The 26,358-nt window shown below is 59.9% G+C and carries 24 protein-coding genes; 16 read left to right on the forward strand and 8 right to left on the reverse strand.

The features are described from left to right. The first annotated feature begins 47 nt into the window (after positions 1–47). The 9 genes from ACI3K0_RS00600 (at position 48) to ACI3K0_RS00640 (ending at position 9,434) form a co-directional block, all read left to right on the forward strand. Positions 48–590: a Pycsar system effector family protein gene (locus ACI3K0_RS00600; RefSeq protein ID WP_148144792.1), complete on the forward strand. Its 543-nt coding sequence runs from the start codon at positions 48–50 to the stop codon at positions 588–590. A 58-nt stretch (positions 591–648) separates the two neighbouring features. After that, a complete protein-coding gene (locus ACI3K0_RS00605; RefSeq protein ID WP_148144793.1) occupies positions 649–996 on the forward strand; it encodes a DMT family protein in 348 nt (115 codons plus the stop codon). A gap of 488 nt (positions 997–1,484) precedes the next feature. Continuing rightward, positions 1,485–3,374 carry a SurA N-terminal domain-containing protein gene (locus tag ACI3K0_RS00610; RefSeq protein ID WP_404944791.1) on the forward strand — a complete coding sequence of 630 codons (1,890 nt, stop codon included), beginning with the start codon at positions 1,485–1,487 and terminating at the stop codon, positions 3,372–3,374. Positions 3,375–3,392: 18 nt separating this feature from the next. After that, a complete protein-coding gene (gene trpD, locus ACI3K0_RS00615) occupies positions 3,393–4,409 on the forward strand; it encodes an anthranilate phosphoribosyltransferase (protein WP_183821606.1) in 1,017 nt (338 codons plus the stop codon). Positions 4,410–4,413: 4 nt separating this feature from the next. After that, positions 4,414–5,232, forward strand: coding sequence for an indole-3-glycerol phosphate synthase TrpC (gene trpC, locus ACI3K0_RS00620; RefSeq protein WP_183821605.1), 819 nt, complete (start codon positions 4,414–4,416; stop codon positions 5,230–5,232). Beyond that, the gene (gene moaC / locus ACI3K0_RS00625) at positions 5,232–5,717 is read left to right on the forward strand and encodes a cyclic pyranopterin monophosphate synthase MoaC (protein ID WP_183821604.1); all 486 of its coding nucleotides are present in this window, start codon (positions 5,232–5,234) and stop codon (positions 5,715–5,717) included. Before trpC ends, moaC begins: the two co-directional genes overlap by 1 nt. Before the next feature lie 19 nt (positions 5,718–5,736). Next, positions 5,737–6,957, forward strand: coding sequence for a gephyrin-like molybdotransferase Glp (gene glp, locus ACI3K0_RS00630; RefSeq protein WP_404944792.1), 1,221 nt, complete (start codon positions 5,737–5,739; stop codon positions 6,955–6,957). Positions 6,958–7,010: 53 nt separating this feature from the next. Next, complete coding sequence (locus ACI3K0_RS00635; protein WP_183822414.1) at positions 7,011–8,444, forward strand: deoxyribodipyrimidine photo-lyase; 1,434 nt, start codon at positions 7,011–7,013, stop codon at positions 8,442–8,444. A gap of 84 nt (positions 8,445–8,528) precedes the next feature. Then, positions 8,529–9,434, forward strand: a complete 906-nt coding sequence (locus tag ACI3K0_RS00640; RefSeq protein ID WP_404944793.1) for a 2-dehydropantoate 2-reductase — start codon at positions 8,529–8,531, stop codon at positions 9,432–9,434. Between the two features lie 34 nt (positions 9,435–9,468). Here the strand turns inward: ACI3K0_RS00640 and ACI3K0_RS00645 are convergent, their stop codons facing one another. From ACI3K0_RS00645 to ACI3K0_RS00660, 4 genes are all read right to left on the reverse strand, one after another. Then, entirely contained in the window at positions 9,469–11,097 is a 1,629-nt protein-coding gene (locus ACI3K0_RS00645; protein WP_183821601.1) for a CTP synthase, read from the reverse strand. A 136-nt stretch (positions 11,098–11,233) separates the two neighbouring features. Continuing rightward, positions 11,234–11,680, reverse strand: coding sequence for a preprotein translocase subunit SecG (gene secG, locus ACI3K0_RS00650; protein WP_148144802.1), 447 nt, complete (start codon positions 11,678–11,680; stop codon positions 11,234–11,236). An 83-nt stretch (positions 11,681–11,763) separates the two neighbouring features. Beyond that, positions 11,764–12,543: a triose-phosphate isomerase gene (tpiA, locus tag ACI3K0_RS00655; RefSeq protein ID WP_148144803.1), complete on the reverse strand. Its 780-nt coding sequence runs from the start codon at positions 12,541–12,543 to the stop codon at positions 11,764–11,766. A gap of 238 nt (positions 12,544–12,781) precedes the next feature. After that, positions 12,782–13,669 (reverse strand): S9 family peptidase, encoded by an 888-nt coding sequence (locus tag ACI3K0_RS00660; RefSeq protein ID WP_183821599.1) that lies wholly within the window; start codon positions 13,667–13,669, stop codon positions 12,782–12,784. A 195-nt stretch (positions 13,670–13,864) separates the two neighbouring features. Between ACI3K0_RS00660 and parE the strand changes: the two genes are divergently transcribed. Both parE and pdxY read left to right on the forward strand, forming a co-directional pair. Next, a complete protein-coding gene (parE, locus tag ACI3K0_RS00665) occupies positions 13,865–15,949 on the forward strand; it encodes a DNA topoisomerase IV subunit B (protein ID WP_183822412.1) in 2,085 nt (694 codons plus the stop codon). A 91-nt stretch (positions 15,950–16,040) separates the two neighbouring features. Further along, positions 16,041–16,889, forward strand: coding sequence for a pyridoxal kinase PdxY (gene pdxY / locus ACI3K0_RS00670; protein ID WP_148144805.1), 849 nt, complete (start codon positions 16,041–16,043; stop codon positions 16,887–16,889). A gap of 268 nt (positions 16,890–17,157) precedes the next feature. Here pdxY and ACI3K0_RS00675 read toward each other — a convergent pair whose 3' ends face one another. Beyond that, a complete protein-coding gene (locus tag ACI3K0_RS00675) occupies positions 17,158–19,704 on the reverse strand; it encodes an HWE histidine kinase domain-containing protein (RefSeq protein ID WP_404944794.1) in 2,547 nt (848 codons plus the stop codon). A 253-nt stretch (positions 19,705–19,957) separates the two neighbouring features. Here ACI3K0_RS00675 and ACI3K0_RS00680 point away from each other — a divergent pair, with 253 nt between their 5' ends. Both ACI3K0_RS00680 and ACI3K0_RS00685 read left to right on the forward strand, forming a co-directional pair. Further along, positions 19,958–21,169, forward strand: a complete 1,212-nt coding sequence (locus tag ACI3K0_RS00680) for an AI-2E family transporter (RefSeq protein WP_210297922.1) — start codon at positions 19,958–19,960, stop codon at positions 21,167–21,169. A 77-nt stretch (positions 21,170–21,246) separates the two neighbouring features. Beyond that, positions 21,247–21,723 (forward strand): hypothetical protein, encoded by a 477-nt coding sequence (locus tag ACI3K0_RS00685; protein WP_148144808.1) that lies wholly within the window; start codon positions 21,247–21,249, stop codon positions 21,721–21,723. 27 nt (positions 21,724–21,750) lie between these two features. On the opposite strand, the gene ACI3K0_RS00690 is transcribed toward ACI3K0_RS00685, so the two are convergent. The 3 genes from ACI3K0_RS00690 to ACI3K0_RS00700 all read right to left on the reverse strand — a co-directional run bounded on the left by ACI3K0_RS00690 (position 21,751) and on the right by ACI3K0_RS00700 (position 24,192). After that, positions 21,751–22,878 (reverse strand): DUF2336 domain-containing protein, encoded by a 1,128-nt coding sequence (locus tag ACI3K0_RS00690; RefSeq protein WP_183821597.1) that lies wholly within the window; start codon positions 22,876–22,878, stop codon positions 21,751–21,753. Positions 22,879–23,001: 123 nt separating this feature from the next. After that, positions 23,002–23,607 carry a flavin reductase family protein gene (locus ACI3K0_RS00695; RefSeq protein WP_183821596.1) on the reverse strand — a complete coding sequence of 202 codons (606 nt, stop codon included), beginning with the start codon at positions 23,605–23,607 and terminating at the stop codon, positions 23,002–23,004. Positions 23,608–23,619: 12 nt separating this feature from the next. Beyond that, entirely contained in the window at positions 23,620–24,192 is a 573-nt protein-coding gene (locus tag ACI3K0_RS00700) for a nitroreductase (RefSeq protein WP_183821595.1), read from the reverse strand. 139 nt (positions 24,193–24,331) lie between these two features. Here ACI3K0_RS00700 and ACI3K0_RS00705 point away from each other — a divergent pair, with 139 nt between their 5' ends. From ACI3K0_RS00705 to ACI3K0_RS00715, 3 genes are all read left to right on the forward strand, one after another. Then, positions 24,332–25,324 carry a hypothetical protein gene (locus tag ACI3K0_RS00705; RefSeq protein WP_183821594.1) on the forward strand — a complete coding sequence of 331 codons (993 nt, stop codon included), beginning with the start codon at positions 24,332–24,334 and terminating at the stop codon, positions 25,322–25,324. 161 nt (positions 25,325–25,485) lie between these two features. Then, a complete protein-coding gene (locus ACI3K0_RS00710) occupies positions 25,486–25,902 on the forward strand; it encodes a hypothetical protein (RefSeq protein WP_183821593.1) in 417 nt (138 codons plus the stop codon). Positions 25,903–25,965: 63 nt separating this feature from the next. After that, the gene (locus ACI3K0_RS00715) at positions 25,966–26,355 is read left to right on the forward strand and encodes a cupin domain-containing protein (RefSeq protein ID WP_183821592.1); all 390 of its coding nucleotides are present in this window, start codon (positions 25,966–25,968) and stop codon (positions 26,353–26,355) included. Positions 26,356–26,358 lie beyond the last annotated feature (3 nt).

The following is a 26,358-nucleotide window of genomic DNA, read 5'->3' on the forward strand; positions in this document are numbered from 1 at the left end:
TAAGGTGTATTAACACGGAGACACTTGAACGAGGGATCTCAAGAGTAATGAGCGATTTCGACAGCGCACCGACAGAAATGCTGGAAATGCCGATGGCGACAGGCGTCGTCACGGAAGAATACATCAATCATATCCGCAAGGTGAACGATGTCTTTTACGATCAGATCAAGATCTCCGATCAGAAGGCTGCCTATATCTTCACCTTCATGCTTGCCTTTCTGATCTCGTCGGCAGAAGGACGCGGCGTATTCACCTTTGCCCGCTACACAGAGGGCAGCTGGCTGGTCGTCATCGTCTCCGGCGCGCTTGCGATTACGTCCGTATCGTCAATCATCTCGGCCATCATGGTCGTATTGCCGCGTCACATCGACAAATCCACCTCGCTTTTCTGGGGAACCTGGCCCCAGCACCGGCCGATTTTCGAACAGGCCGCCCAGCACAGCGATGTCAGCTATCTGTTCAACCAGTATCTCGACAATGCCGATGTCCTGTCGCTGATCGCCCGGCAGAAATACCGCTTTGTGGCCTATGCATTCCGCGGCCTTGTTTTCACCGTTTTGGCCTATGTAATTCTGCTTCTTGCAACCTGACGCGAATCCCTCTCTTTCCCGGCCTCCCCTTCTGGCCCCGCCCATGGACCCCCCGCCAATGAATGCTGCCCTGACACCCTTCCTGACCATCGGCCTGCTCATTCTCTCCAACGTCTTCATGACATTTGCCTGGTACGGTCACCTGAAGTTCGAAAACAAGCCGCTCTATCTTGTCATTCTCGCCAGCTGGGCGATCGCCTTTTTCGAATATTGCGCCCAGGTCCCGGCAAACCGCATCGGCTACGGTTATTTCAATGCCGCCCAGTTGAAGACGATCCAGGAGATCATCACGCTCTCTGTCTTCGTCATCTTCTCGGTCTTCTATCTGGGCGAATCGTTCCACTGGAAACAGGCGATCGGTTTCGGGTTCATCGCGCTCGGCGCCTTCTTCATCTTCACCAAATAACGGGGACGTTGCCGGCCTCGTTGGAAAACAATCCGCTGGCGTCGCGGCAACTTAGATTTTGTCGCAGTGCCGTTTCATCCCCGCAACCGCCGTATGCGCGACAATCGGCCTGTCATCGGATGGGAAACCGGGTACGCGAACCGGCCTCCTCAACGGATTTCGGATCGGTTTTCCGGTGATGGTCGAAAGATCGGGGCAAACGGGAACTGACACGTCTCGAAAACCCGGATGATTTGGCCGGGGCAGGCAGATCGATTATCTACCAACCCACCAAATGCCACTGCCTGCTCCATTCCCGTTTCCACCATGCCGGCTTTGCCTTGCGTGGTTCTTCTCGCTGCACGGGATTTCACAAGAGAACGTAGCGGCCGTGCCGACGCTCGCGGCCTTTTCATCGGCAGTACCTTCTATTCCGCCGAAGTTTGTTCTAGAGACAGTGCTTCATCCGCCACAACTGGGCGGCAGACTGTCTTTAGGTATGTTGATCGATGCTTGATTCTCTCAGAAACGCCGCTCGCTCCTGGGTCGCGAAGTCTCTGCTTCTGCTCTTGGTTGCCTCTTTCGCCATCTGGGGCGGCAGCCAGTCGCTGATCGCCTCGAATGCGAACACCGCGATGACGGTCGGCGACCAGGAAATCTCCACCGAGCAGTTCCGGCTTGCCTATCAGCGTCAGATCGCCAATCTGAGCCGCCAGTTCGGCACACAGCTGACGGCCCAGCAGGCCCGCTCCTTCGGCATAGACCGTGAGGTTCTGACCCAGCTTTCGGCAGGAGCAGCCCTCGACCAGCTTTCCGATGACATGAATCTCGGTCTTTCCGAAGAGCGTCTGGCAAACCTGATTGCCGAAGACCCGGCCTTCAAGGGTACCAACGGCCAGTTCGACCGTGACCTGTTCTCCTCGCGCCTGCGCAATGCCGGCCTGCGCGAAAACGACTATATTGCCGAACGCAGCAAGGTCGCTGTCCGCAGCCAGGTCGTGGAAGCCGTTTCAGACGGCTTCAAGCCGCCGCAGGTCATGCTCGACGCACTGAAACAGTATCGCGACGAGGCGCGCACAGTCGATTATCTGCTTCTGTCGAACGCCAATATCGATCCGGTCAAGGCACCGGCGGATGACGTTCTGACCACGTGGTTCGACGCCAACAAGGCCAAGTACCGCGCACCGGAATACCGCAACTTCGCCTATGTTAAACTCGAGCCGAGTGACATCGCCGACGCCTCCTCCATTACCGATGACGAGCTGCGCGCCGAATACGACAAGCGCAAGGACGGCTACAAAACACCCGAAACCCGCACGATCGAACAGCTGACCTTCCCGAACAAGGAAATGGCGGATGCAGCAGCAACGCAGCTGCGCGACGGCACCACCACGTTCGACCAGATCATCAAGGATCAGGGCAAGACCCCGACCGACGTCCATCTCGGTGACTTTACCAAGCAGAGCATCCCGGACCCTGCCTGGGCCGAACCGGCATTCAAGGTTTCGGCCAATGGTGGCACCACCCCTGTCATCAAGGGCACGTTCGGCTCGGTCATCCTGCGCGTCTCCAACATCCGCCCGGAAAGCACGCGCGGCTTCGACGAAGTGAAGGAAGAACTGCGTCAGCAGATGGCGGTTGCAGCCGCCTCGCGTGAAATCGCCAGCGCCCATGACCGTTTCGAGGATCTGCGCGGCGGTGGCGCGACACTCGATGACGCTGCCAAGGAACTAAACCTCAAGCTCGTCACCGTGACGGCCGATGCCTCCGGCCAGGACGAAAAGGAACAGCCGATCGCAAATCTTCCGGCTGCCAGCAACCTGATCGCCGAAGTGTTCCGCACAGAACCTGGCCAGGACACGATCCCGGTCAGCCTCGGCAATGTCGGTTACATCTGGTTCGAAGTTCGCAACGTAACGCCGGAACGCGAGCGTTCGCTTGATGAAGTACGTGAAAAGGTCGTGGTTGACTGGACCGCCGAGCAGCAGCGCGAAGCCCTCACCGCCAAGGCAACCGAGCTGAAGGCTCGTCTCGACAAGGGCGAAACTCTGGCCGCGATTGCCGCGGACCTCGGCATCGCCGTCGAAACGAAGACCGGCCTGCGCCGCAACGCCGAGGATGCGATCTTCGGCGCGGAAGCGATCACGACCGCCTTCTCCGGTCCCGTCGACACGACAGGCACCGCCCTTGCAGCAGATCGCGAAAGCCGCATGCTGATGAAGGTCACCGCTGTCGAGCAGGCTCCGTCTGATGAACTGGCCAATGACCCGCAGCTTCAGCGCCTCGCGGAATCAGCAGGCGACGACATGCTTGATCAGATGGTCAACAGCCTGAAGGATCGCTATGGCGTCTCGATCAACCAGACTGTCCTCGATCAGTCCGCATCCACCGTTCAATAATTGAGGCAAATGCCGAAAATGCCTGACTTGAAGCCATTCCTCGCCAAGGTCGCCACCGGCGAATCGTTGACCCGCGAAGAGGCGCATGACGCCTTCGGAATTCTCATGTCCGGCGAAGCGACACCCTCGCAGATCGGTGGCTTCCTGATGGCACTCCGGGTGCGGGGCGAAACGGTTGCGGAAATGACCGGCGCCGTCTCGACCATGCGTGCCAAAATGCTGCGGGTCGAGGCTCCGGCGGATGCCGTCGATATCGTCGGCACCGGCGGCGACGGCGCCGGAACCTACAACATCTCCACGCTCGCCTCGATCATCGCCGCAGGCGCAGGCCTCTCGGTCGCCAAGCATGGCAACCGTGCGCTCAGCTCGAAATCCGGCACGGCCGATGCGCTCTCGGCGCTCGGCGTCAACCTGGAGATCGGCCCGAACCAGATCGCACGCTGTATCCGTGAGGCTGGCATCGGCTTCATGTTCGCTTCCATGCATCATGCAGCCATGCGCCATGTCGGCCCGAGCCGCGTTGAACTCGGTACGCGGACGATCTTCAACCTGCTTGGCCCGCTCTCCAATCCGGCCGGTGCAAAACGCCAGCTGCTCGGTGTCTATTCGCCGCAATGGCTGATGCCGATTGCCGAAACCCTACGGGAAATGGGATCCGAAACTGTCTGGGTCGTGCACGGCCAGGGTCTCGACGAGATCACCACGACAGGCACAACGCAGGTTGTGGCACTGGAAGATGGCAAGATCCGTAAATTCGAACTGAGCCCGGCCGATTTCGGCGTCGCACCCGCAACGCTCGCCGACCTGAAGGGCGGTGACGGCATCGCCAATGCCGCGGCGCTTCGTGCCGTCCTCGGCGGCGCGAAAAATGCCTATCGTGATATCTCGCTCTGCAACACAGCGGCCGCTCTGGTCGTGGCCGGCAAGGCAGAAACACTCAAGGATGCTATGCTGCTCGCCACCGCCTCGCTTGAGAGCGGTCAGGCCTCTGCAGCACTGGACCGGCTCGTGGCGGTCTCCAACGAGAAGGAATAGGATCATGGCCGATATCCTGCAGAAGATCGAAGCCTACAAGCGCGTCGAGATCGAAGCGGCCAAGACGGCGGTGCCGCTTGCAGAGATCAAGGCCCGCGCTGCCGACCAGTCTGCCCCGCGCGGCTTATTGAAGGCGCTGCAGGCGAAGAAGCAGGCCGGCCAGTTCGGCCTGATCGCCGAGATCAAGAAGGCAAGCCCGTCCAAGGGCCTGATCCGCCCGGATTTCGATCCGCCGGCGCTGGCAGCAGCCTATGAGGCAGGCGGCGCTGCCTGCCTTTCGGTTCTCACCGATACCCCGAGCTTCCAGGGCGCACCGGAATTCCTCGTTGCTGCCCGCAATGCCTGTGCACTGCCGGCCTTGCGCAAGGATTTCATGTTCGAGCCCTACCAAGTCTACGAGGCCCGCGCCTGGGGTGCCGACTGCATCCTGATCATCATGGCATCGCTCACCGACGACGAGGCGCTGGCGCTTTACGAGACCGCAACCGAACTCGGCATGGACAGCCTCATCGAGGTGCATGACGAAGCCGAGATGGAGCGGGCGCTGAAGCTCCCCTCGCCGCTGGTCGGCATCAACAATCGCAACCTGAGAACGTTCGAGGTCAGCCTTTCGACCAGCGAACGCCTGTCGGCGATGGTAACCGGCGAGGACCGTCTGCTCGTCGGCGAAAGCGGCATCTTCACCCATGAGGACTGCCTGCGCCTGCAAAAGGTCGATATCAGCACCTTCCTCGTCGGCGAAAGCCTGATGCGCAAGGACGATGTCTCAGCGGCCACGCGGCTGCTTCTGACCGGGCAAGCAGGCACGCTGGCGGCCGAGTGATGGCCGATCAACCGAACAAGCTCACCCACATAGATCAGGCCGGCGAGGCCCATATGGTCGATGTCGGCGACAAGGCCGAGACCGCTCGTTCGGCAACCGCCGAAGGTTTTGTCCGCATGTTGCCGGAGACCCTGGCGCTGATCCGTGAAGGCAATGCCAAAAAGGGTGATGTCATCGGCACCGCCCGCCTTGCCGGCATCATGGCCGCCAAGAAGACATCCGACCTCATTCCACTCTGCCACCCGCTGATGCTGACCAAGGTTTCAGTCGAGATCTCGGAAGACGACAGCCTGCCCGGCCTGCGCGTCACAGCGACAGCAAAGCTCACCGGCAGGACCGGCGTGGAAATGGAAGCCTTGACCGCCGTCTCCGTCACCTGCCTGACCATCTACGACATGGCCAAAGCTGCCGACAAGGCGATGGAAATCGGTGGCATAAGGCTGCTCGAAAAGACTGGCGGCAAGTCCGGCCATTATAAAGCGTAAAGCCCGAGGAGATTTCGCCATGGCGCTTTTGCCCGTTCCAGACGCCAAGGCCCGTCTGCTTGCCAGCGCCCGCCCGGTCGACGGCATCGAGACGCTCCCTCTGGCCGATACAGCGGCTCGCGTGCTTGCTTTTGACATTAAGGCCAAGCTGACCCAGCCCCCATTCAATTCCTCTGCCATGGATGGCTATGCGCTGAGAGCGGTCGATGCGCCGCAGATCGGTTCAGAACTCACAGTCATCGGCACTGCCGCCGCGGGGCGTGCCTTTGAAGGCCCTCTCGGCCCCAGCGAAACCGTTCGCATATTCACCGGCGCGCCGGTGCCGGAAGGCGCCGATACGATCCTCATCCAGGAGGACGCCGAAAAGATCGGTGACGACAGCATCCGCACGACATTTCAGGTCACCGGCGGGCGACACATCCGTCCTCGTGGTCAGGATTTTGCCGAAGGCGAAACGGTGCTGAAGGCCGGCACGCTTATCGATTTCTCGCATCTGACCGTCGCAGCCGCGATGAACCACCCGACGCTTCCCGTATTCCGTAAGCCGAAAGTGGCGATCCTCGCCACGGGTGACGAACTGATTGAGCCGGGCGGCAATCCCGGCCCCGCTCAGATCATCGCTTCCAACACGTTCGGGATTGCCGCTCTCGTGCGCGACAATGGCGGTGAGGTTCTCGATCTCGGCATTGCGCCGGATCGGCAGGACGCCATCTCCGCTGCGATCAAGCGCGCTCGTGATGCCGGAGCCGATATCCTCGTCACCCTCGGCGGCGCTTCCGTTGGCGACCACGATCTGGTGCAGGCGACACTGAAGGCTTCCGGAATGGAGCTTGATTTCTGGCGGATCGCCATGCGCCCCGGCAAGCCGCTTATGGTCGGCTCGCTCGACGGCATGCATGTTCTGGGCCTGCCCGGAAACCCGGTCGCCAGCATGGTTACGGGCATGCTGTTTCTCGAACCGCTGCTGCGCCGCCTTGCTCATCTGCCGGAGCGCAGACGCGAAGTCGATGGCATCACTGCAAGGCCGCTTCGCCCCAATGACCAGCGGCAGGATTATCTGCGTGCAAAGATCACCCGTGACGAACTGGGCAATCTGGTCGCCGAGGCCAATCCGAAGCAGGATTCGTCGATGATGAAGATCTTTGCCCATGCCGACGGTCTCATCGTCCGTGCGCCGCATGCACCGGAATTGGCAGCAGGCGAACCCTGCCGCATCCTGCTTATCCGTGCCTTCGACTGATCCGGTTGGCGAGGAAATCCGTAGGCTTGGGCATATTTGCCCAAACGGAGTAGATCGTGCCTGACACCGCACCCGCCATCCTCTGGTTCCGCCGCGACCTGCGTCTCGACGACAATGCCGCACTCCATGCCGCGATCGATGCAGGTGGCCCGGTCATCCCCGTCTATATCCGCGAACCGGTACAGCCCGATATCGGTCCGCTTGGGGCCGCACAGGCATGGTGGCTTCATCATTCCCTGGCAGCGCTCAAGGACAAGCTGAAGTCACTGGGCAGCGACCTGATGTTTGCGACGGGCAAGGCCGATGACATCATCATCGATATTGCCCGCAAGACCGGCGCAAAGACGGTCTACGTCAATCGCGCCTATGAGCGAACCACGGTCGACCGCGAGATTGCCATCGCGCTCAAGGATGCAGGCATCGCCATCCGCGCCTTTCACGGCCAGTTGCTGCATGATCCGAAATTGATCCGCACCGGTTCCGGTAACGCCTTCAAGGTCTACACGCCGTTCTGGAACGCCATGCAGAAGCTTCACGAGCCGCATGGCCCCATTGCCCCACCCAACTCCATCCCGTCGCCCGAGAGCCATCCCCGTTCCGAAGCGCTCGATAGCTGGAACCTTTTGCCGACCAAACCGAACTGGGCCGCAGGTTTTTCCGGACACTGGACGCCCGGCGAGGCCGGTGCGCAGGAAAAGCTCGAAGACCTGATCGACGCCGACCTGCATGATTACAAACGCGGTCGCGATTTCCCGGCGATCGACGCGACCTCCAGACTGTCTCCGCATCTGGCGCTCGGCGAAATATCCCCTGCCCGTATCTGGCACGCCACAAACGGGCTGGCTGACAAACATCGCGACGATCTGGTCCATTACCGCAAGGAACTGGCCTGGCGCGATTTCTGCTACAATCTACTGGTCGAGTTTCCCGATCTGCGCACAAAAAACTGGGACGACAAGTTCGATGCCTTCGAATGGGAGTTCAACGCGGCCGATTTCAGCGCCTGGACCAAGGGACAGACCGGTTATCCGATCGTCGATGCCGGCATGCGCGAGCTCTGGCAGACCGGTTACATGCACAACCGCGTTCGCATGATCACCGCATCCTTCCTGATCAAGGACCTTCTGATCGACTGGCGGCGCGGCGAGGAATGGTTCCGCGATACGCTGCTCGATGCCGATCCGGCCAGCAACACCGCCAACTGGCAATGGGTGGCCGGCTCGGGCGCGGACGCCTCCCCCTTCTTCCGCATCTTCAACCCGATCCTGCAGGGCGAGAAATTCGATCCCGACGGCGATTACGTCCGCCACTTCGTGCCTGAACTGAAAGACCTGCCGAAGAAATACATTCACAAGCCCTTCGAAGCGCCGAACCATGTTTTGGCCGGCGCCGGCGTGGAACTCGGAAAGACTTATCCGAAACCGATCGTTAATCACGGCATGGCTCGTGACCGGGCGCTTGAAGCCTACAAGGGCCTGAAAGGCTGACGCAGTACCGCTTGCAGCAGGATTGACGTTTCAACCGGTTCCATCCGCGATTAATCTCCTTTTTCTGCAAGAGGAGAGATCAGAATGACGGGACGGAAGATCGCAGTCGTCGGACTTGGCGGAATCGGCGGCGTTGCCGCGGCCTGCCTCAGCTTGTCAACGGACAATGACGTGACGGTCTGCGCCCGCAGGCGGATCGACACGCTTACCTTCGATCACCACGAAGAGAGCAAAAGGATACCGCTAAAGACACTGACGGAGCCAAGTCGCGCCGAACCGGTCGACTGGGTGATCCTTTGCACCAAGGCACAGGATGTGGCCTCTGCCGCCTCTTGGCTGGAACGCCTCTGCACGCCGAAGACGACGGTTGCCGTCCTGCAGAACGGCATTGCCCATGAGGAGCGCGTAGCCCCGCATGCGAAGGGCGCGACCGTGCTTCCGGCAATCGTCTATTACAATGGCGAACGTTTCGCCCCCGACCATGTCCGCCTGCGCCACATCCGCGGTCACGATCTGCTTGTCCCTGCAGGAGCGCAAGCGGAAGCCTTTGCGGCGCTTTTTGAAGGCACACCCATCGATGTCGGGATCAGTGCGGAATTCATCACCTATCAATGGCGCAAACTGCTGGTCAACGTCATCGCCAACCCGATCACGGCGCTTACCCGCCAGCGGCTTGGCGTCTTCCAGCGCGAGGATATCCAGCAGCTATCTCTTGGCATTCTTGACGAAGCAGTGGCGGTCGGTCGCGCCGAGGGCGCGCAACTTGCAGGCAATGAAGCAGAAATGATCCTTGAGACGTTTCTGGCCTATCCGCCGGAAGCAGGCACCTCCATGTATTTCGACTGCCTCGCAGGACGTCCGCTGGAAATCGAGGCGCTGAATGGTGCGGTCGTTGCCGCAGGCCTGCGTCACGGCCTTGCGACGCCCTTGAACACCGCAATGCTGACCTTGCTGAAGACCGTCAGCGACGCCAACGCCAAAACCCCATAACAAAAGACCCGGCCGAAGCCGGGTCTTTCTTTTCTTATACGAGGCGGCTCTGTTCCAGCGCCGCTTCGATGAAGCTTGCAAACAGCGGATGCGGATCGAGCGGGCGGCTCTTCAGTTCCGGGTGGTACTGGACGCCGATGAACCACGGGTGATCCGGATATTCGACCGTTTCCGGCAGAACGCCGTCCGGCGACATGCCGGAGAACACCAGGCCGCAGCTTTCGAGGCGGTCCTTATAGTCGACATTGACTTCGTAACGGTGACGGTGACGTTCCGAAATCTCGGTCGAACCATAGATCTCGGCAATCTTCGTGTCCTTCTTCAGCGCCGCATTATAGGCGCCGAGACGCATCGTGCCGCCAAGGTCGCCGGCTGCCGCGCGCTTCTCAAGCGCATTGCCCTTGACCCATTCGGTCATAAGACCAACGACCGGTTCCGAGGTCGAGCCGAATTCGGTGGACGAGGCCTTTTCGATGCCGGCCAGATGACGGGCGGCTTCCACCACCGCCATCTGCATGCCGAAGCAGATCCCGAAATACGGCACCTTGCGTTCGCGGGCGAACTGGGCGGCAAGGATCTTGCCTTCCGAACCGCGCTCGCCGAAACCGCCGGGAACCAGAATGCCGTGGACCTTTTCGAGGTAAGGCGTCGGGTCTTCCTTTTCGAAGACTTCCGACTCGATCCACTCGAGCTTGACCTTGACGTGGTTGGCGATACCGCCGTGGTGCAGCGCCTCGATCAGCGACTTATAGGCATCCTTCAGACCCGTATACTTGCCGACGATCGCGATCGTGACTTCGCCTTCCGGCGTCCTGATGCGGCTGCAGACGTCTTCCCAAGGGTCAAGGCGCGGCTTCGGAGCCGGCTCGATGCCGAATGCGGCCAGAACCTCGTTGTCGAGGCCTTCCTTGTGATAGGCGATCGGAACGTCATAGATATTGGCAACGTCGAGCGCCTGGATGACGGCGCTTTCGCGCACGTTGCAGAACAGCGAAAGCTTGCGGCGTTCAGCTTCCGGGATTTCCCGGTCGGCACGAACGAGCAGGATGTCGGGATGGATACCGAGCGCCTGCAGTTCCTTGACCGAATGCTGCGTCGGCTTGGTCTTCAACTCGCCAGCCGCGGAAATATACGGCATCAGCGTCAGGTGAACATAAATCACGGTGCCGCGCGGCAGGTCGTTGTTGACCTGGCGGATGGCTTCCATGAACGGCATCGCCTCGATATCGCCGACCGTACCGCCGACTTCGCACAGAACGAAATCATAGTCGTCATTGCCCTCGGTGACGAAATCCTTGATCTCGTTCGTCACGTGGGGAATGACCTGAACGGTTGCACCGAGGTAATCGCCGCGGCGTTCCTTGTCGATGATGTTCTTGTAGATCCGGCCGGTGGTGATGTTGTCGGTCTTGGTCGCCGAACGCCCTGTAAAGCGCTCGTAGTGACCGAGATCAAGATCCGTCTCAGCGCCGTCGTCGGTCACAAAGACCTCGCCGTGCTGGGTCGGGCTCATCGTGCCCGGATCAACGTTGAGATAAGGATCGAGCTTCTTCAGCCGAACCCGGTAACCCCTCGCTTGGAGCAATGCTCCGAGGGCCGCGGCCGCAATACCCTTCCCAAGGGAAGAGACCACGCCGCCAGTGATGAATACATATCGCGCCATGGGAGTCACCGGTTACCTTTTCACACACGATTCCGCCAGCAGAAATTTTGCCAATCGCTAAAACGGCTGTGGAATCTTCACAAAATAAAACCGGCAGGCTTTTGGCCTGCCGGAGCTTGAAGTCTCAACCGGGGCCTTACTGGCCGGTCGGTACGCTGTTCGACGGCGCAGCGGGCGCAGCCGGAGCGGCAGCAGGTGCCTGACCCGCGGCCGGAGCGGCAGCGCCGGTTTCGGACGGAACGCCGTTTCCTGCGGGAGCCTGTGCTGGCGGTGCAGCCGGTGCCGGGCCGAGCTGGTCGAGAATGCCGTTGCCCGTGCCCTGCTGGCTTTGCGGGATACGGTTCAGGATATCGGTCGGCTTCGAGTCGTAACGGGCAAGAATGCCGAGCGCCAGCGAAGTGACGAAGAACAGCGCCGCCAGGATCGCCGTCGTGCGGGTCAGCGCATTGGCCGTGCCGCGTGCCGACATGAAGCCGGAGCCGCCGCCAATGCCAAGTCCGCCGCCTTCCGAGCGCTGGATGAGCACTACGCCGACAAGCGCAAGCACGATCATGAGATGGATGACGATCAAAACGGTCTGCATGTATCGGGTCCCTGCCCTACGCGGGCAACAATCAAGAGTTTTGCGGCTCTTTACATGAGCCTATCGCTCTTTCCAAGCCTTGATTACAAGGTTTCGGCGATCAGCCCTTCATAGACGGAGTAGATGGCGAGGAAGTCGGCTGCTTTCAAGCTCGCCCCGCCGATCAATGCACCGTCGACATTGGCAATGCCCATCAGCACCTCGGCATTGCCCGGTTTGACCGAACCACCATAAAGGATCCGCATCTTCGCGCCTTCGTCGCCGAAGCGCTTGGCGAGTTCGGACCGCATGAAGGCATGCGCAACGGCAATGTCCTCGTTCGTCGGGGTCAGCCCTGATCCGATCGCCCAGACAGGCTCATAGGCAATAACGGTATTTTCAGCCGTGGCGCCATCCGGGATGGAGCCGTCCAGCTGCCGCTTCAGCACGTCCAGCGTCTGGTAGCTGTCGCGTTCGCCGGCAGTCTCGCCGATGCAGATGATCGCGGTCAGATCGGCCTGATGGGCAGCCACAGCCTTGTCGCGAACCAGATGGTCCGTTTCAGCGTGATCCGTGCGGCGCTCGGAATGGCCAAGAATGACATGAGTTCCGAAGCAGTCGGCAATCATCTCGGCCGAAATATCGCCCGTATGCGCGCCCGAAACCTTCTGATGGCAATCCTGCGCGCCGATCATCAGCGGGCTGTCGGTGCACAGCGCCGTTGCGACATAAAGAAGCGTCGCGGGCGGGCAGATCAATGCGTCGACACGATCAGCCAATGGGCCGACTACGCCCTCCGCCATCGCCTTGATTTCACCGAGCGCATCACGTGTGCCGTTCATCTTCCAGTTTCCGGCCACAAGCGGGCGAACGTCTGGGGTCATCGGGCAGTTTCCTCCTCAATTTATCGGCAAACCTCGAAACGAGATCGCAGTCATCGTGTTCAAAATCCGGTCATCCGGACAATCCGGCATCTTTCGTACGCTGAAAAATGACCGTGATTCAAGCGCTTGCTTCAAAAGCCGCCGCCTTCCAGTCGCGCGAAGTGACAAAAGCGGGAAGCCCTTGATGAAATTCAATCGGTTGAGCGCCGCTACAGATCGATTTAACTGGGCGTCGCACCTAATTTCGAGCAGTCAGCACGAAATTGAGCACCTTGCGCCAGTCGACCATCCGGATCGGTGTTCCATGCCCTCCGGTCTGAAAAAGACTGAATCGCGCGGGATAGTTTGATGCGCGTAATCCGCGAAAAATCTTTTCCTGGTCTTCCGCCTTGTAGACGCTGTCGGCGCTGCCATGGCCGAAATAGATCGGCAGCTTGAGCTTTGCGTAAGGCGTTCCTGCTAGCCCCGCATCCGGCGGGCCGCCGAGCAGAACCATGCCGCCGAGATAACGGACGGTATCCCTGTCTCGCACGATGTTCTGGCAGATGATCCCGCCCATCGAGGCGCAGGCGAGAATGACCGGACGCCCTCCCGATTGTTCGAAAGCGTAGCGCGTCAATGCGCCGACATCGGCAGCCCCCTTGTCATCGAAGGATTTCACGCTGACCGAATAATAGGTGCCGCCATTGCGGGCGCTAAGGTTCTTCAGCCGGTTGAAATTGCCCCCGAACGAGTAGTCGTTGACGCCTAAACGGCGATCTCCGCCACGCCCATGGATAAAGATCACGGCAAAGCGTTCGCCGGAAGACGGTCCGACCCGCGTCACGTCCACATTGCGACCGCCAAGCGTCAGCGTCTCGTTTTCCTGTTGGCTGCGAACGGAGAGATCGACATAGGCGCCGCGCACCCGGCGCTCGGCCTCCTGGTCGCGTTCGTTGATGTCGCGAAGCTCGTTATAGTCCATCACCTCGTAAGCGCCGCCATCGTCGCTCTTCAGCACCTTGTGGCTGGAAAACAGGTTATCCTTGAAAGGCGGGATCGGCCCTTCCTGCGCCATAACGACGTCACCGGTCGATGATATCAAGATCGCAAGAAGCGTGGCGAAAATGAAATGAACTGTGGACATGCGGGGTTTCATTGAGGTCCTTCGGTCTTGAAAGCTTGCCATGGCAGGGTCTAGCTAGCATTGCTGGCAGCAAAGGTCGCGCGCGCGGCATCGCGAAAAAGCCGGCTTTCTGGCAGAATCGCAAGTGATTCGAAACAATATGAGACGGGTATGGCTTCCTCCTCGGCACCTCGGCAGGCAGCAGTGAAAGACCAGATGGACGACAATAACAACGATCTTTTCGGTGATCCCTCGACGAATGCCCAACCGGTGACGACCCAGCCGGCGACCGCAAAACCGGTCGCGGCTGCGCCGGCACCCGCCATTGCCGCCGAACCGTCCACGCCACGCCCAGCCCCGCTCAAGAGCGGCGGCGAAGACTACGGCGCCTCGTCGATCCGTGTTCTCGAAGGTCTCGAACCGGTGCGCATGCGTCCGGGCATGTATATCGGCGGCACCGACGAAAAGGCGCTGCACCACCTCTTCGCGGAAGTCATCGACAACTCGATGGACGAAGCGGTGGCCGGTCACGCCAATTTCATCGAAGTCCATCTCGATGCCGAAGGTTTCCTGACCGTTTCCGACAACGGCCGCGGCATTCCGGTAGAGAACCATCCGCAGGTTCCCGGTAAGTCGACGCTCGAAGTCATCATGACCAAGCTGCATGCCGGCGGCAAATTCGACGGCGATGCCTATGAAACTTCCGGCGGCCTTCACGGCGTCGGCGTCTCCGTCGTCAACGCGCTGTCTGATGTGCTCGAAGTAGAGGTCGCCCGCAATCGCAAGCTCTATCGCCAGACATTTTCCCGCGGCGTGCCGCAGGGTGGCCTGCAGGAACTCGGCGACGTGCATAACCGCCGCGGCACCCGCGTGCGTTTCCATCCCGACCCACAGATTTTTGGCGAGCGCGCCAAGTTTGAAGCCGGCCGCATTTTCCGTATGGCCCGTTCCAAGGCCTATCTTTTCGGTGGTGTCGAGATCCGCTGGAGCTGCGATCCGGGCGTCGTGCCGGAAGGCGGCGAGATCCCGGACAAGGCCGTCTTCCACTTCCCGGGTGGCCTGAAGGATTATCTGGCCGCAACGCTCGGCAAGGATTTCACCGTTACCCGCGAGATTTTTTCCGGCCGCACGGAAAAGACCGGCGGTCATGGCGCTATGGAATGGGCGATTACCTGGTACGGCGGCGATCCGCAGCTGCATTCCTACTGCAACACCATTCCGACCCAGGAAGGCGGCACGCACGAGGCGGGTCTGCGCATCGCGTTGACCAAGGGCCTGAAGAACTACGCCGAACTGACACAGAACAAGCGCGCCAAGGAGATCACCACCGACGACGTGATGATCTCGGCCGTCGGCATGCTCTCGGTCTTCATCCGCGAGCCTGAATTCGTCGGCCAGACCAAGGACAAGCTCGCCACCGTCGAGGCTCAGCGGCTTGTCGAAAACGTGCTGCGCGATCCGTTCGACCATTATCTCGCCGGCAATCCCAACGAAGCGGCAAAGCTGCTCGACTGGGTGATCGAACGCGCCGAAGAGCGCCTTCGCCGCCGCAAGGAAAAAGAAGTCAACCGCAAGACGGCGGTGCGCAAGTTGCGCCTGCCCGGCAAGCTTGCCGACTGCTCGCAGAATACGGCCGAGGGTGCCGAACTGTTCATTGTCGAGGGCGACTCGGCTGGTGGCTCTGCAAAGCAGGGCCGCAACCGAACCAATCAGGCCATTCTTCCGTTGCGCGGCAAAATCCTCAACGTCGGTTCGGCAAGCCGCGAAAAGCTCTCCGCCAACCAGCAGATTGCCGATCTCATTCAGGCGCTCGGCTGCGGCACGCGGTCGAAATACCGTGAGGAAGATCTTCGCTACGAGCGCGTCATCATCATGACCGATGCCGACGTCGATGGCGCTCACATCGCCTCACTGCTGATCACCTTCTTCTATCAGGAAATGCCCGAGCTGATCCGCGGCAACCATCTCTATCTGGCGGTGCCGCCGCTCTACGTCATCCGCCAGGGCGGCAAGACGGTCTATGCCCGCGACGACGCCCACCGCGCCGAGCTGATGGAGACGGTCTTCAAGGGCAAGAAGGTCGAGATCGGGCGCTTCAAAGGTCTGGGCGAAATGATGGCCGCGCAACTGAAGGAAACCACCATGGATCCGGCCAAGCGCACGCTGCTGCGGGTCGATATCGACGAGGTGGATTTCGAAGGCACCCGCGAGGCGGTCGACAACCTGATGGGCACCAAGGCCGATGCACGCTTCCGCTTCATCCAGGAACGCGCCGCATTTGCCGAAAATCTCGATATCTGACAGCTGGGCAGCAAGATAGGATTGCGTGACGGGGCGCGGCATGCTTCACCGGAAAGATCGTTTTTCGATCACCTGAACAAAGCACCCCGCCATGAAGCAGATCCTCTCCATCCAGTCCCATGTCGCCTATGGTTACGTGGGAAATCGCGCTGCCACGCTTCCCCTGCAGCGCCTCGGCCATGAAGTCACCGTCATCAACACGGTGCAGTTCTCCAACCATACCGGCTACCTGAAATGGACCGGTGAAGTGTTTTCCGCCGACCATATCGAGAGCATTCTCGACGGGCTGGAAAGCCTTGGCGCACTTGAGAAGATGGATGCGCTTCTGACCGGTTATCTCGGTGACCCGGCGATCGGCGAAATCATCCTCTCGGTTCTCGACCGACTGCCTGAAGGAACGCGCTGGCTCTGTGATCCCGTCATGGGCGATGTCGGCCGCGGCTTTTTCGTCCGCCCCGGCATTCCCGACTATTTTCGCCAGAAGGCGCTCGCCCGTGCCTCGATCATCACCCCGAACCAGTTTGAACTGGAATATCTCGCTGGCCGCCAGATCCTGACACTCGAAGATGCGCGCAAGGCCTGCCTGATGATCCACGAGATGGGGCCTGAAACGGTGCTCCTCACCTCGCTCATCCATGACGGCACGCGCGACGACGAAATCCAGATGCTGGCTTCGTCGAAATCGGGCAAACAATTCCTCGTCACCACGCCGCGCCTGCAATTCGACCCGGCACCCAACGGTGCGGGTGACTGCACCTCGGCGCTTTTCCTCGGCCACATCCTGTCCGGCGCACCGCTCGATCAGGCGCTGTCGAAAACAGCCTCCAGCATTTTCGCGCTGTTCGAAAAGACGCTTGCCGCCGGAAGGCGCGAACTCAACATGATTGCCGCACAGGATGATTTCGCCCGTCCTGCGCCTTTGGCTGTGATGACGCTTTAGAGCCTTTCCTGGTTAAATTGAGGCGTTCTGCCGGAGCAGGTTTTCGTCAGGGCAAAGGCGATTGGCGAAGGGCATACCCCAAGGTACGTCCGAGCCGATCGCCTTTGATCCTGGCGGAAAGATGCCCGGCCCTTCGGGTTGGCTGAAACGGGCCGTCTGATCGTCCGGCCGGCTTGGCCGTATGCTTTGGCTACGACGCGCGCCTGCCGGACCGACCATCCGACTCCGTTTGAGCCAACAGAACGTTTCAATTTAACCAGGAAAGGCTCTAACGCGTCTCAAGCAGCTTGGTGACGGCGGAGATCAAGGCCTCCGCCTCATACGGCTTGCGAACGATCGGTGCGGTCAGGTTGGCCGGAATGATCGAACGGTCGCTATATCCGGTGGCGAACACGAAGGGCACCCCTCGCCGCACCAGTTCCTCGGCGATCGGAAGCGATGTGCCCGATCCGAGATTGACGTCGAGGATCGCAACGTCGGGAGTAAAGCCTCTCAACCTGCGCAGCGCTTCCGATACGGATGGCGCCGTCGTCACCTTGTTGATCCCGTGCTCGGCCAGCATGGATTCGACATCAGCCGCAATCAACATCTGGTCCTCGACCAGCAGGAATTCCTTCTCCGCCAGATGAGGCGTCTCGAGCCTTTCCGTTTCAGCTGCCTCCACATCGCCGATGCGAACGGTCGTTACGTCATCGTCACCATGCAGATGCTTCGACGGCACAACGAAGCGTGCCTCGATGCCGGCCTCGGGATAGTTGACCTCCGCCTCGCCATCGAGTTCGTAAGGGATGCTGCGGCCGATGAGGACGCTGCCGAAGCCGCTTCGGCTTGGTGGCTTTACCGCAGGTCCGCCGCTTTCGATCCAGCTCATCTCACAAGCACCCGTTTCGAGCCTCTTCCACCGAACATCGAGCCTGCCGCCCGGCACCGAAAGCGATCCGTATTTGGCGGCATTGGTCGACATTTCATGCAGGACCAGAGCCATGACCGAAAAGGCCCGGCTGTCCAGCCAGACGCGCGGTCCCTCCAGCGCCACGGACCGGGTGCCCTCCATATAGGGGCGCAGTTCCGCCTCCAGGAGATCCAGCAACGAACCGCCGTCGCCGCCGCGCACCACCTGGTCATGCGCGAAAGCCAGCGCCTGGATGCGCCCCTTCAGCGAACCGACATAATCGGTCAAGCTGCGGCCGCTTTCCACCGGATGCCCCACCAGAGCCTTGATGATCGACAGGATGTTCTTGACCCGGTGATTGAGCTCCTCGTTGAGCATCCGCTGGCGCACGTCCGCCTTGCCGCGCTCCTCGGCCAGCATTTCGTTGTGATGCAACACGATCTCGACGAGAACCGCGCGAATAGCTTCGCCAATCTCCCGGTCGCTGTCGGTCCAGGGCTGTGCCTGTAACCTGACGGTTTCCTTCCAGATGGCGAAGCTCTTGCGCGGTGTCAGCCGATCTCCCATCGGGCCGGTCATATAGGACTTGTCAGGATTGCCCGCCCAGTCCAACGTCTGCACCACTTCCTTGCGGAAGAAGAAGAGATAGTCCTTCGGTCGCTGCGAAAGCGGTATGGCGAGCACGCCACAGGCATCGTCCGGTGAAATGCCGGATTGTGGAATGGCTTGCGAAAGCTGAAAGGTCGACCAGACCTTGCCGCCAGTCAGCCCGCCGATCTCGTCCGCCAATTCTCCGATCATCTCGAGTGGCGGTGTGTTCCCCTGGCTTGACCAGACGCCATCCAGCCACAGGCCGACCCCGTCGCAAGGCAGCATGGTCGAGAAAGCCTCCAGCGACCCTCGCAGCAGCAGGCTGATGTCGCGATGATGCGAAGCTTCCTGCAGGAACCGGTCGAGCGACCGACGTGCAACGCTTGCGGTCTCGTGCAGCTCCTTCTGCTTGAGCGCAGAAAGATGCAGCGAGAAGAACTCGCCGAACGTTTCCGCTGCCACCCGCTGCGGCATGGACAGGATTTTCGGCGAATAGTGATGGCATGCGATCAGCCCCCAGAGTTCGCCATCGACGACGATCGAGATTGACATCGAAGCGCCGACGCCCATGTTGCGCAGATATTCGCAATGAATCGGCGAAACGCTGCGCAAATGCGCGAAGGACAGATCGAGAGGCTGGTTGTCCTCATCCAGTTCAGGCACGATCGGCACACGCTGATAATTGGCGTCACAGATCACCCTGATCGTGTTCTTGATATAGAGCGCCCGCGCCTGGACCGGGATATCGCCGGCCGGAAAATACTGGCCGCGAAAACTCTCCAGATCGCGTCTCTTGTATTCGCTGATGACCTTCCCGGAGCCATCCTGCTCGAAACGGTAGACCATGACCCGATCATAACCGAGCATCGCATACATCAGCCTTGTAGCGCTCTGCACCAGCCGGTCGAGGCTGGAGACGTTGCGGATCCGGCTGATCAGCATGCGGGCAACTTCGAGTGGCTGGTCGGTATCGTTGGATGCCGGCTCGAATTCGAGGATCACTTTTTCGCCATTGCGGTGAAGCGCAATATCCATGACAGGACCCGAAGCAAGGCGCAAAGCATGCCGCAGGGCGGGCCGGGCAGGATCATCGGATGTCGCCAGCGCGTTGCGCAGCGTATGGGCAACATCGCCCCCCAAGACGGTTTCTAGCCTTTCGCCGATCACGGAAGATGTGAGTCCCAACATCTCTGCCAGATTCGCGGAATGCTGCAGGATGACGGAACCGACGCCGTCACAGACCATCAGGCAACCATGCGGCTGAATGGAGCCGGGGATATGAATTGGTTCACGGTCGCAATTGGTGAGGTTGACCGCTTCAGTCTGACGCATCAATTTTCCCTTGAAGCTCCCGTCCTGCCAATGGCACACATGGCTCCTGTTTTCCGGCGCGCCCATCAAAGACCCGCAAGCTGTTTAAAACATACCCGTGTTAAATGGAGCGGTATCGCCAATAGGCAATTTCATATTTCTATCGCATCTAAGCGTTACCGCAAGTAAGGAAGTAGCGTTTTAATGAATCGGTGCGAAGCTTGTTTTCACGACCTTCTCTGGCCATATAGGAGCCAGATTTAGACAGGAATTGATGGTGAACCGCAGCAGCAATCGAAAAGGCAGCGCCGAGCCGCGTTGGCTTGGCCCCGTTAGCCCCAACAGGGTTGCCCTGATCTCACCGATTTCGGCTGCGCGCTGGCTGTTGATCATTGTAGCTGCCGCCGCCATTTATTTCTTTCACGGCTTCATGGTTCCAGTACTTGCTGCCTTGGTGATCGGCTTTGCCAGCTGGCCACTCTACCGGCGCCTGCTGACCCATGTCGGTGGCAACACCACAATCGGCGCAACGCTGGCGATTATCTTCATCGTTCTCTTCATCGTCATCCCGATCAGCATCGGCGCATCCTATGCCGCCGGGGAAATCGCTGATTGGTTCCGCTGGGCCGTCGAGGTCAACCGCAACGGCGCGCCTCCACCAGCCTGGATTATCGGTCTGCCTTTTGCCGGAGAATGGCTCGGCACTCAGTGGACCCGCCATATCGGCGCGCCTGGTGCTGTAGGGGAACTTGCGCAGCTAATCAGCGGCGCCAATATCGGCGCAATCTATCATGGCGTGCTTGTGGCCGGAAACAGTGCCTTCCACATCATGCTGACATTGCTGTTCATGCTGATCGCGCTGTTTTTCGTTTATCGCGACGGCGCTTCGTTCAGCGGCCAGATCGACCTTCTGGGCGAGCGGATTTTTCCGACACGCTGGGAACGGATCTCTCGCGTCGTACCTGCCACGATAAGCTCCACCGTCACCGGCATGACGCTGATCGCCATCGGTGAAGGCATCGTGCTCGGCATCGCCTACTGGATCGCCGGCGTTCCCTCACCCGTCACATTCGGCGTGCTTACCGGCATCATGGCTCTCATTCCGGGTGGCGCCCCGCTCTCCTTCACGCTGGTATCGGCTTATCTCGTCGCCAATGGCTCCTATGTTGCAGGCGCCGGCCTGTTCATATGGGGTAGTGTCGAACTTTTCATCGTCGACAAGACATTGCGCCCCCGCCTTGTCGGAGGCCCGATCAAACTGCCCTTCCTGCCGACATTTTTCGGCCTTGTCGGCGGCGTCAAGACGATGGGTTTTCTCGGCCTGTTCATCGGACCGGTTCTCATGGCCCTCGTCGTATCGATCTGGCGGGAGTGGATTCGCGAGGTCAAGATCGCCGATGTAATAGAGGCGGAACAGCCCTCTGATCCCGAGGTCGTGCTTTCAGAGGAAGACTTGCCGCCGGTACGCAAGGTTTCCGGCCCTTAAGCCAATATCGGACAGCCCAGCCTTCATCGGGCCATGATCTTCATCATAAAGCTCGGTTGAACGTGTTGGAGATATGAATGAACGCTGCCCTTGTTGTCATGACCATTCTCGGCTGTAACGACAGCGGGACAGACTGCAAGTACATAGCGACAGCCCAGGAACGCTGGCCGTCTGTGGCGATGTGCGATTCCGTCTCGGAAGATCACCTTCCGACCTATGCGAACCAGCCCTATCCGGTCCTGATCGCCGTTTGCCAGGACCCGGAAATCGCCGGCATACCAAATGTCGGGCCTATCCCGGTAACGCGCCCTTCTGCCTCACAGGAAACACAACCGGCCGAGACGAACACGTCTGACACGTCGGTGGACACAAATGCGCAGAAGGTCGAAGTCGCCGAAGTAACGCCGGAAGAAGCGGAAACACTGGCCGGACGGGCCATACAGCGTGTGAAGACCGTACTACCGACAACAGAAGGCGTCAAAACGCTGATGACGAAGCCGGTGCGTCTTGTGGAAGGCGGCTATTCCTGGGTCGCACGCAAGTTCGATCACTGACGCCATAATCTGCGACCTTACAGTCGATCACGCGACGAGTGAAACATCTGCAGCGTAAGAGCGTGCGCTGCGACGCAGCTCGCCGCGTTGGAGCAGGTCTACCATATCCAGCAATTGTCCGACCGCACCACCATCTCCACGTAAGCCCTCGAACCGCTCGAGCAGCGCGAGATAACAGGTATCAAGACCTCCGCCAGCGGCTGCGCGACGCCACAAGAATACCGCCTCGACAAAGACGGTGACGATATCACGCCCTATCCCAGCCGCTTCGAACAAGGCTCGCACCGCATGAACCCTGCCGGTCGCGAGGATCGCACGGACGCGGCGCTCTTCCAGATGAACGAGCGAGACGATGGCCGATGCAAAGAAATCCACCTTGCCGCTGCAAAGTGCGTGAATGAGAAGTGCCGGGGTGAGCCGCCCGCTCGTCTTCAGATGCTCGACCAGCAAGGGGATTTCATCCTGCAAGATCGATCCGGCAATCGCGACGATCGCCTCGTCACCGGCTTCGCGTGTCATGACGTCGATGCGCTTGGCACCGATCGTTCTGGTGACCAGGTCCGAACCGGCAAGCGCGGCCGCCACATGGGCGACCAGCATGTGTCGCACATCGGCAGGAAGGTTGCCGCGCTCGAGCAGCAGATGCCGCACATCGGCCAGATGACCGAAGCGCTGCGCCATGCGGCGCAGGGTAATGCGACTGACAGAGGCGGTATCGTTTTCCAAAAGGAGGACGATCTCGGCGCCGTCACCCACCTCGGCAACCGCGGCAGCAGCACTGCAGCCGAGCCCAGGCCGTGTTGCGACCAGAGACCGCGTGAACGAATCGCCACGTCCGGCCAGTTCGACGAGATCGGCGTCGCTTAGGACGGGAGAGCAGGCAATCACCGTGCAGGCAATCTCCGGCTGGTCTTCGGCAAGCGACATGATGATCGCGCGGGGTGCTGCGTCCGAAGAAGCGAGAGCCTCGGCCAGCGCCAGACGCACTTTCGGCGAAGGATCGTCCAGAAGATAGGTCATTGCCATTATCGCGGCGCGATGCTCGTCCGGGCCTAGCGACGACTTGATGAACGCATCGGCAAGCGCGCTTGCAGCCCTTGCCCGATCGCCGGTCCTCGCCGTTTCAGCCCAACGTAGAAATGCCTGTACGATCACAATGCGCCTCGGAAATCTTGCCGCGGCTTCAACGGCCCGACTTGCCGAACGCTAGTTTGAAAAGGTTAATATTGGTTCACCACGTTTATTAACCTCGACATCCAGGCAAGCCTTATCAGGCAGTTATCGGGTCGGTCGGGCGATCTGGAACACATCCGTACCGCCATCCGCATAATCCATATATCCCATGCGCGCGATCGGCCGGGCGAGATCCATGGCGATTCGCCCGTCGCGAATGATTTCCTCGCTGATATGGATGCCGACGACCTGACCGAAGACCATGAAGGATTGCGAAGTCTCGCCGTTGAGCCCCTTCGGCTGGATGATCTCGGTCAGCCGGCATTCCAGCACCGTGTAGGCCTCGGCCACATAAGGCGCATCGACAACCTGCCCCATCGCCGCAGTAAGCCCCGCCAGCTCGAACTCGTCGACACCGTAATCGACGGGTGCCGAGGATGCGTTGACGTGATCCGCAAGATGCCGGCTCGCCAGGCTCGCGGTAAACACGCCGGTCTCCTCCGCATTCTTGAGGCTGTGCTTGCGCCCCGATGACGAGAACATCACCAGTTTCGGTGCATCGGAGACGATGTTGAAGAAGGAGTAGGGCGAGAGGTTGAACGACCCGTCCCTGCCCTTGGTGCCGATCCAGCCGATCGGTCGCGGCGCCACGATCGCCTTGAAGGGATCGTGCGCCATGCCGTGATCATTCGTGTCCGTACGGTAAAACATGTTGGTCTCGCCTCAGGCGTAGGTGACGACATCTGCAAGCTGCGGCCGCGGACGATCCGGCATCGGGAAATCGCTGGAACCGACATGGATGAAACCGGCAACCTTTTCGCCTTCCTTCACGCCAAGCGCGGTCAGGGCTTTTGCATCATAAGCAACCCATTCGGTGCGCCAGTTGGCGACATAACCGCGTGCCTCGCAAGCCATCAACATGTTGAGGCACACGGCACCGGCAGACAGGACCTGCTCCCATTCGGGGATCTTCGCATGCGGCGCCGCCGTGCTGATCACGCCGACGACCAGCGGCGCGCGGGTGAAGCGCACCCGCTCGGCTTCCTTCGCCGCATCGGTCATCTCGCCGTTCTGCGCGCAAGCGATTTCAAGGAAAGTTTCGCCGAGCGAGACGCAGACATCGCCGCGATAGACGACAATCCGCCAGGGAGCGATCTTTCCATGGTCAGGCACGCGCACGGCTGACGTGAGAATCTCATCCAGTTCCGCCGCATCCGGAGCCGGCCCCTTGATCTGCGCAACCGGTGTCGAGTGGCGTTCACGCAGATAGTCGATCAGCTTTACGTCATTGGTCATGTCCGAAACTTCCATTTGGTGGGGTGTGCCCGAGGTGCGGTAGTCCATTTGGTGGGATGTGGTAGAATGAGGCCTTGAATTTGCCTTTCCCATGGTCTTCAAGTGGCCAGTCAGAAAACAAGAGTCAACCGGTCATCGAATGTCAGGCATCTCCATTGTTCGCCATATCTTCCTTGCAGAAGCATTGCTGCTTCTCCTCGTGACAGGCGTTCAAGCGCAGGAAGGTGACGCATTCAAGAGCTTCAAGCAGCTCGACAGCTCAGCCAAGATGCCGAAGCTGAACGCGTTTTCCCCATCATCCATCCTGCCTCAAAGCGCCGTTGCCAAGGATGTGCGCTTCAACGCCAAACTGACCAGTAACGGCGACGTGATGAAGGATGGTCTCGCCTGGCGGGTGTTCAGCCCGATTGCCGGCGAAGACGGCAAGCTGCCGCTGGTGGCAAGCTCGAATGGCGGCTCCGCCGATTTTCAGCTGGCGCCCGGCGATTACTTCGTCAACTGCGCCTTCGGGCGCGCCGGTATCACCAAAAAGCTGACGGTTCCGGCGGAGGGCAATGTCGCCGAACAAACGCTCGTGCTGGATGCAGGCGGCTTTGTGCTGAATGCCGTTGCAGGAACCGACCAGCGCATCCCCCCAGGCCAGCTCAGCTTTTCCATCTATTCTTCCGAGGTTCGCGAAAACGGCGACCGCGCTCTGGTCATGTCTGATGTCAAACCGAATACCATCGTTCGGTTGAATGCCGGGACCTACCATGTCGTCTCCGAATATGGCGACATCAACGCGGTCGTGCGCGCCGATATTCAGGTCGAGGCAGGCAAGCTCACCCAGGCGGTGCTGCAGCACAAGGCTGCCCAGATAACCCTCAAACTGGTTTCCCAGCCCGGTGGCGAGGCTATTGCCGATACCGCATGGTCTGTGCTGACCGCCGCCGGTGACGTCGTCAACGAAAGCGTCAGCGCGTTTTCAACCATGGTCTTGTCGGAAGGCGATTATCTGGCCGTCGCCCGCAACAAGGACAAGACCTATCAGCGCGAGTTCAGCGTCAAGGCCGGCCGCAACACGGATGTCGAGGTCCTGATGCGCAATCCGCGCAACAGCGGCGAAACGGCAGCGGTCGAACCGCAGGATTGAGTTTAGGCGACTGATCGTCGCCTCCCTCTGACCGGTCCAATCTTGAACATTTACACTACAGCGCAATGCATCGCCGCTGATCGATTTTATTCTTGAAGACTCTCTCTGGAGCCTAGTTTTTCCCAGTGGCTTAAAACCTCCGTGATGTAGGAGACGGCGACATGTTCGATCAACCTGACGGCTGGAGAGCAACAAAACCGAACGAACGCGCACTTTTGATGCATCTGCTGCGGGGCGATTTTCAAGGAAAGGCAGAAATTCTCCAGCAGATGGCGTCGCTGCAAGTGATGTCCATCGACCAGAAAGGAAGCCTGAAGCTTAGCACTGACGGGCCTCTGGCTGACGTGAAGGACAATGATGCCCCGTCGCCGCGCGCAAACGACTTCATACCCGTTGAAGGCTTCTATGATGATGGCACTTCAGATGGTTGGAGCCCCATTCGCATGGCAAGATTAGTCAGACTGGCACTGCATGTGACGAATGGTAGAATATCCGAACTCGAAATCTACAAAGAGGACGGGAGCCCGTTCATAATGGATCCATACGAAGTCGACCTTAAGAAGGTACATTTCTACTGACGCGCTTGTCACGTTTGACGACACCTAGTTCATGCACCTAGTCTGACGCCAGGGAGAGACGTGATGATCCGCAGAGACTTCGATCCTGACACCGTCATGCCCGATGGCAGACCGCCCGCCAAAGGCATGGTTTTCGATCCCAAGGCAGAGGGCGCGTGGCGCGGTTCGTTGCACGGCGAAGTGATCAACGGTCCGGTTACCGTTCTCGCCTATGGCAATGATACGCCCGGACAGGGGCCGAAGCTGCATGTCCACCCCTATGACGAAACCTTCATCGTCATCGCCGGGAGAGCGAGGTTCTTTGTCGGTGACGACGTGATCGAGGCTGGCGCGGGAGAAGCAGTTCTCGGCCCGGCGGGCATTCCGCACAGGTTCGAAAATCTCGGCCCCGGACGCCTGCAGACGATCGACATTCATCATTCGCCCAGATGGATCCAGACGGACCTGGATTGAGAA

It is taken from the genome of Rhizobium sp. ZW T2_16 (genome assembly GCF_044987325.1).
Lineage (GTDB): Bacteria > Pseudomonadota > Alphaproteobacteria > Rhizobiales > Rhizobiaceae > Neorhizobium > Neorhizobium cellulosilyticum.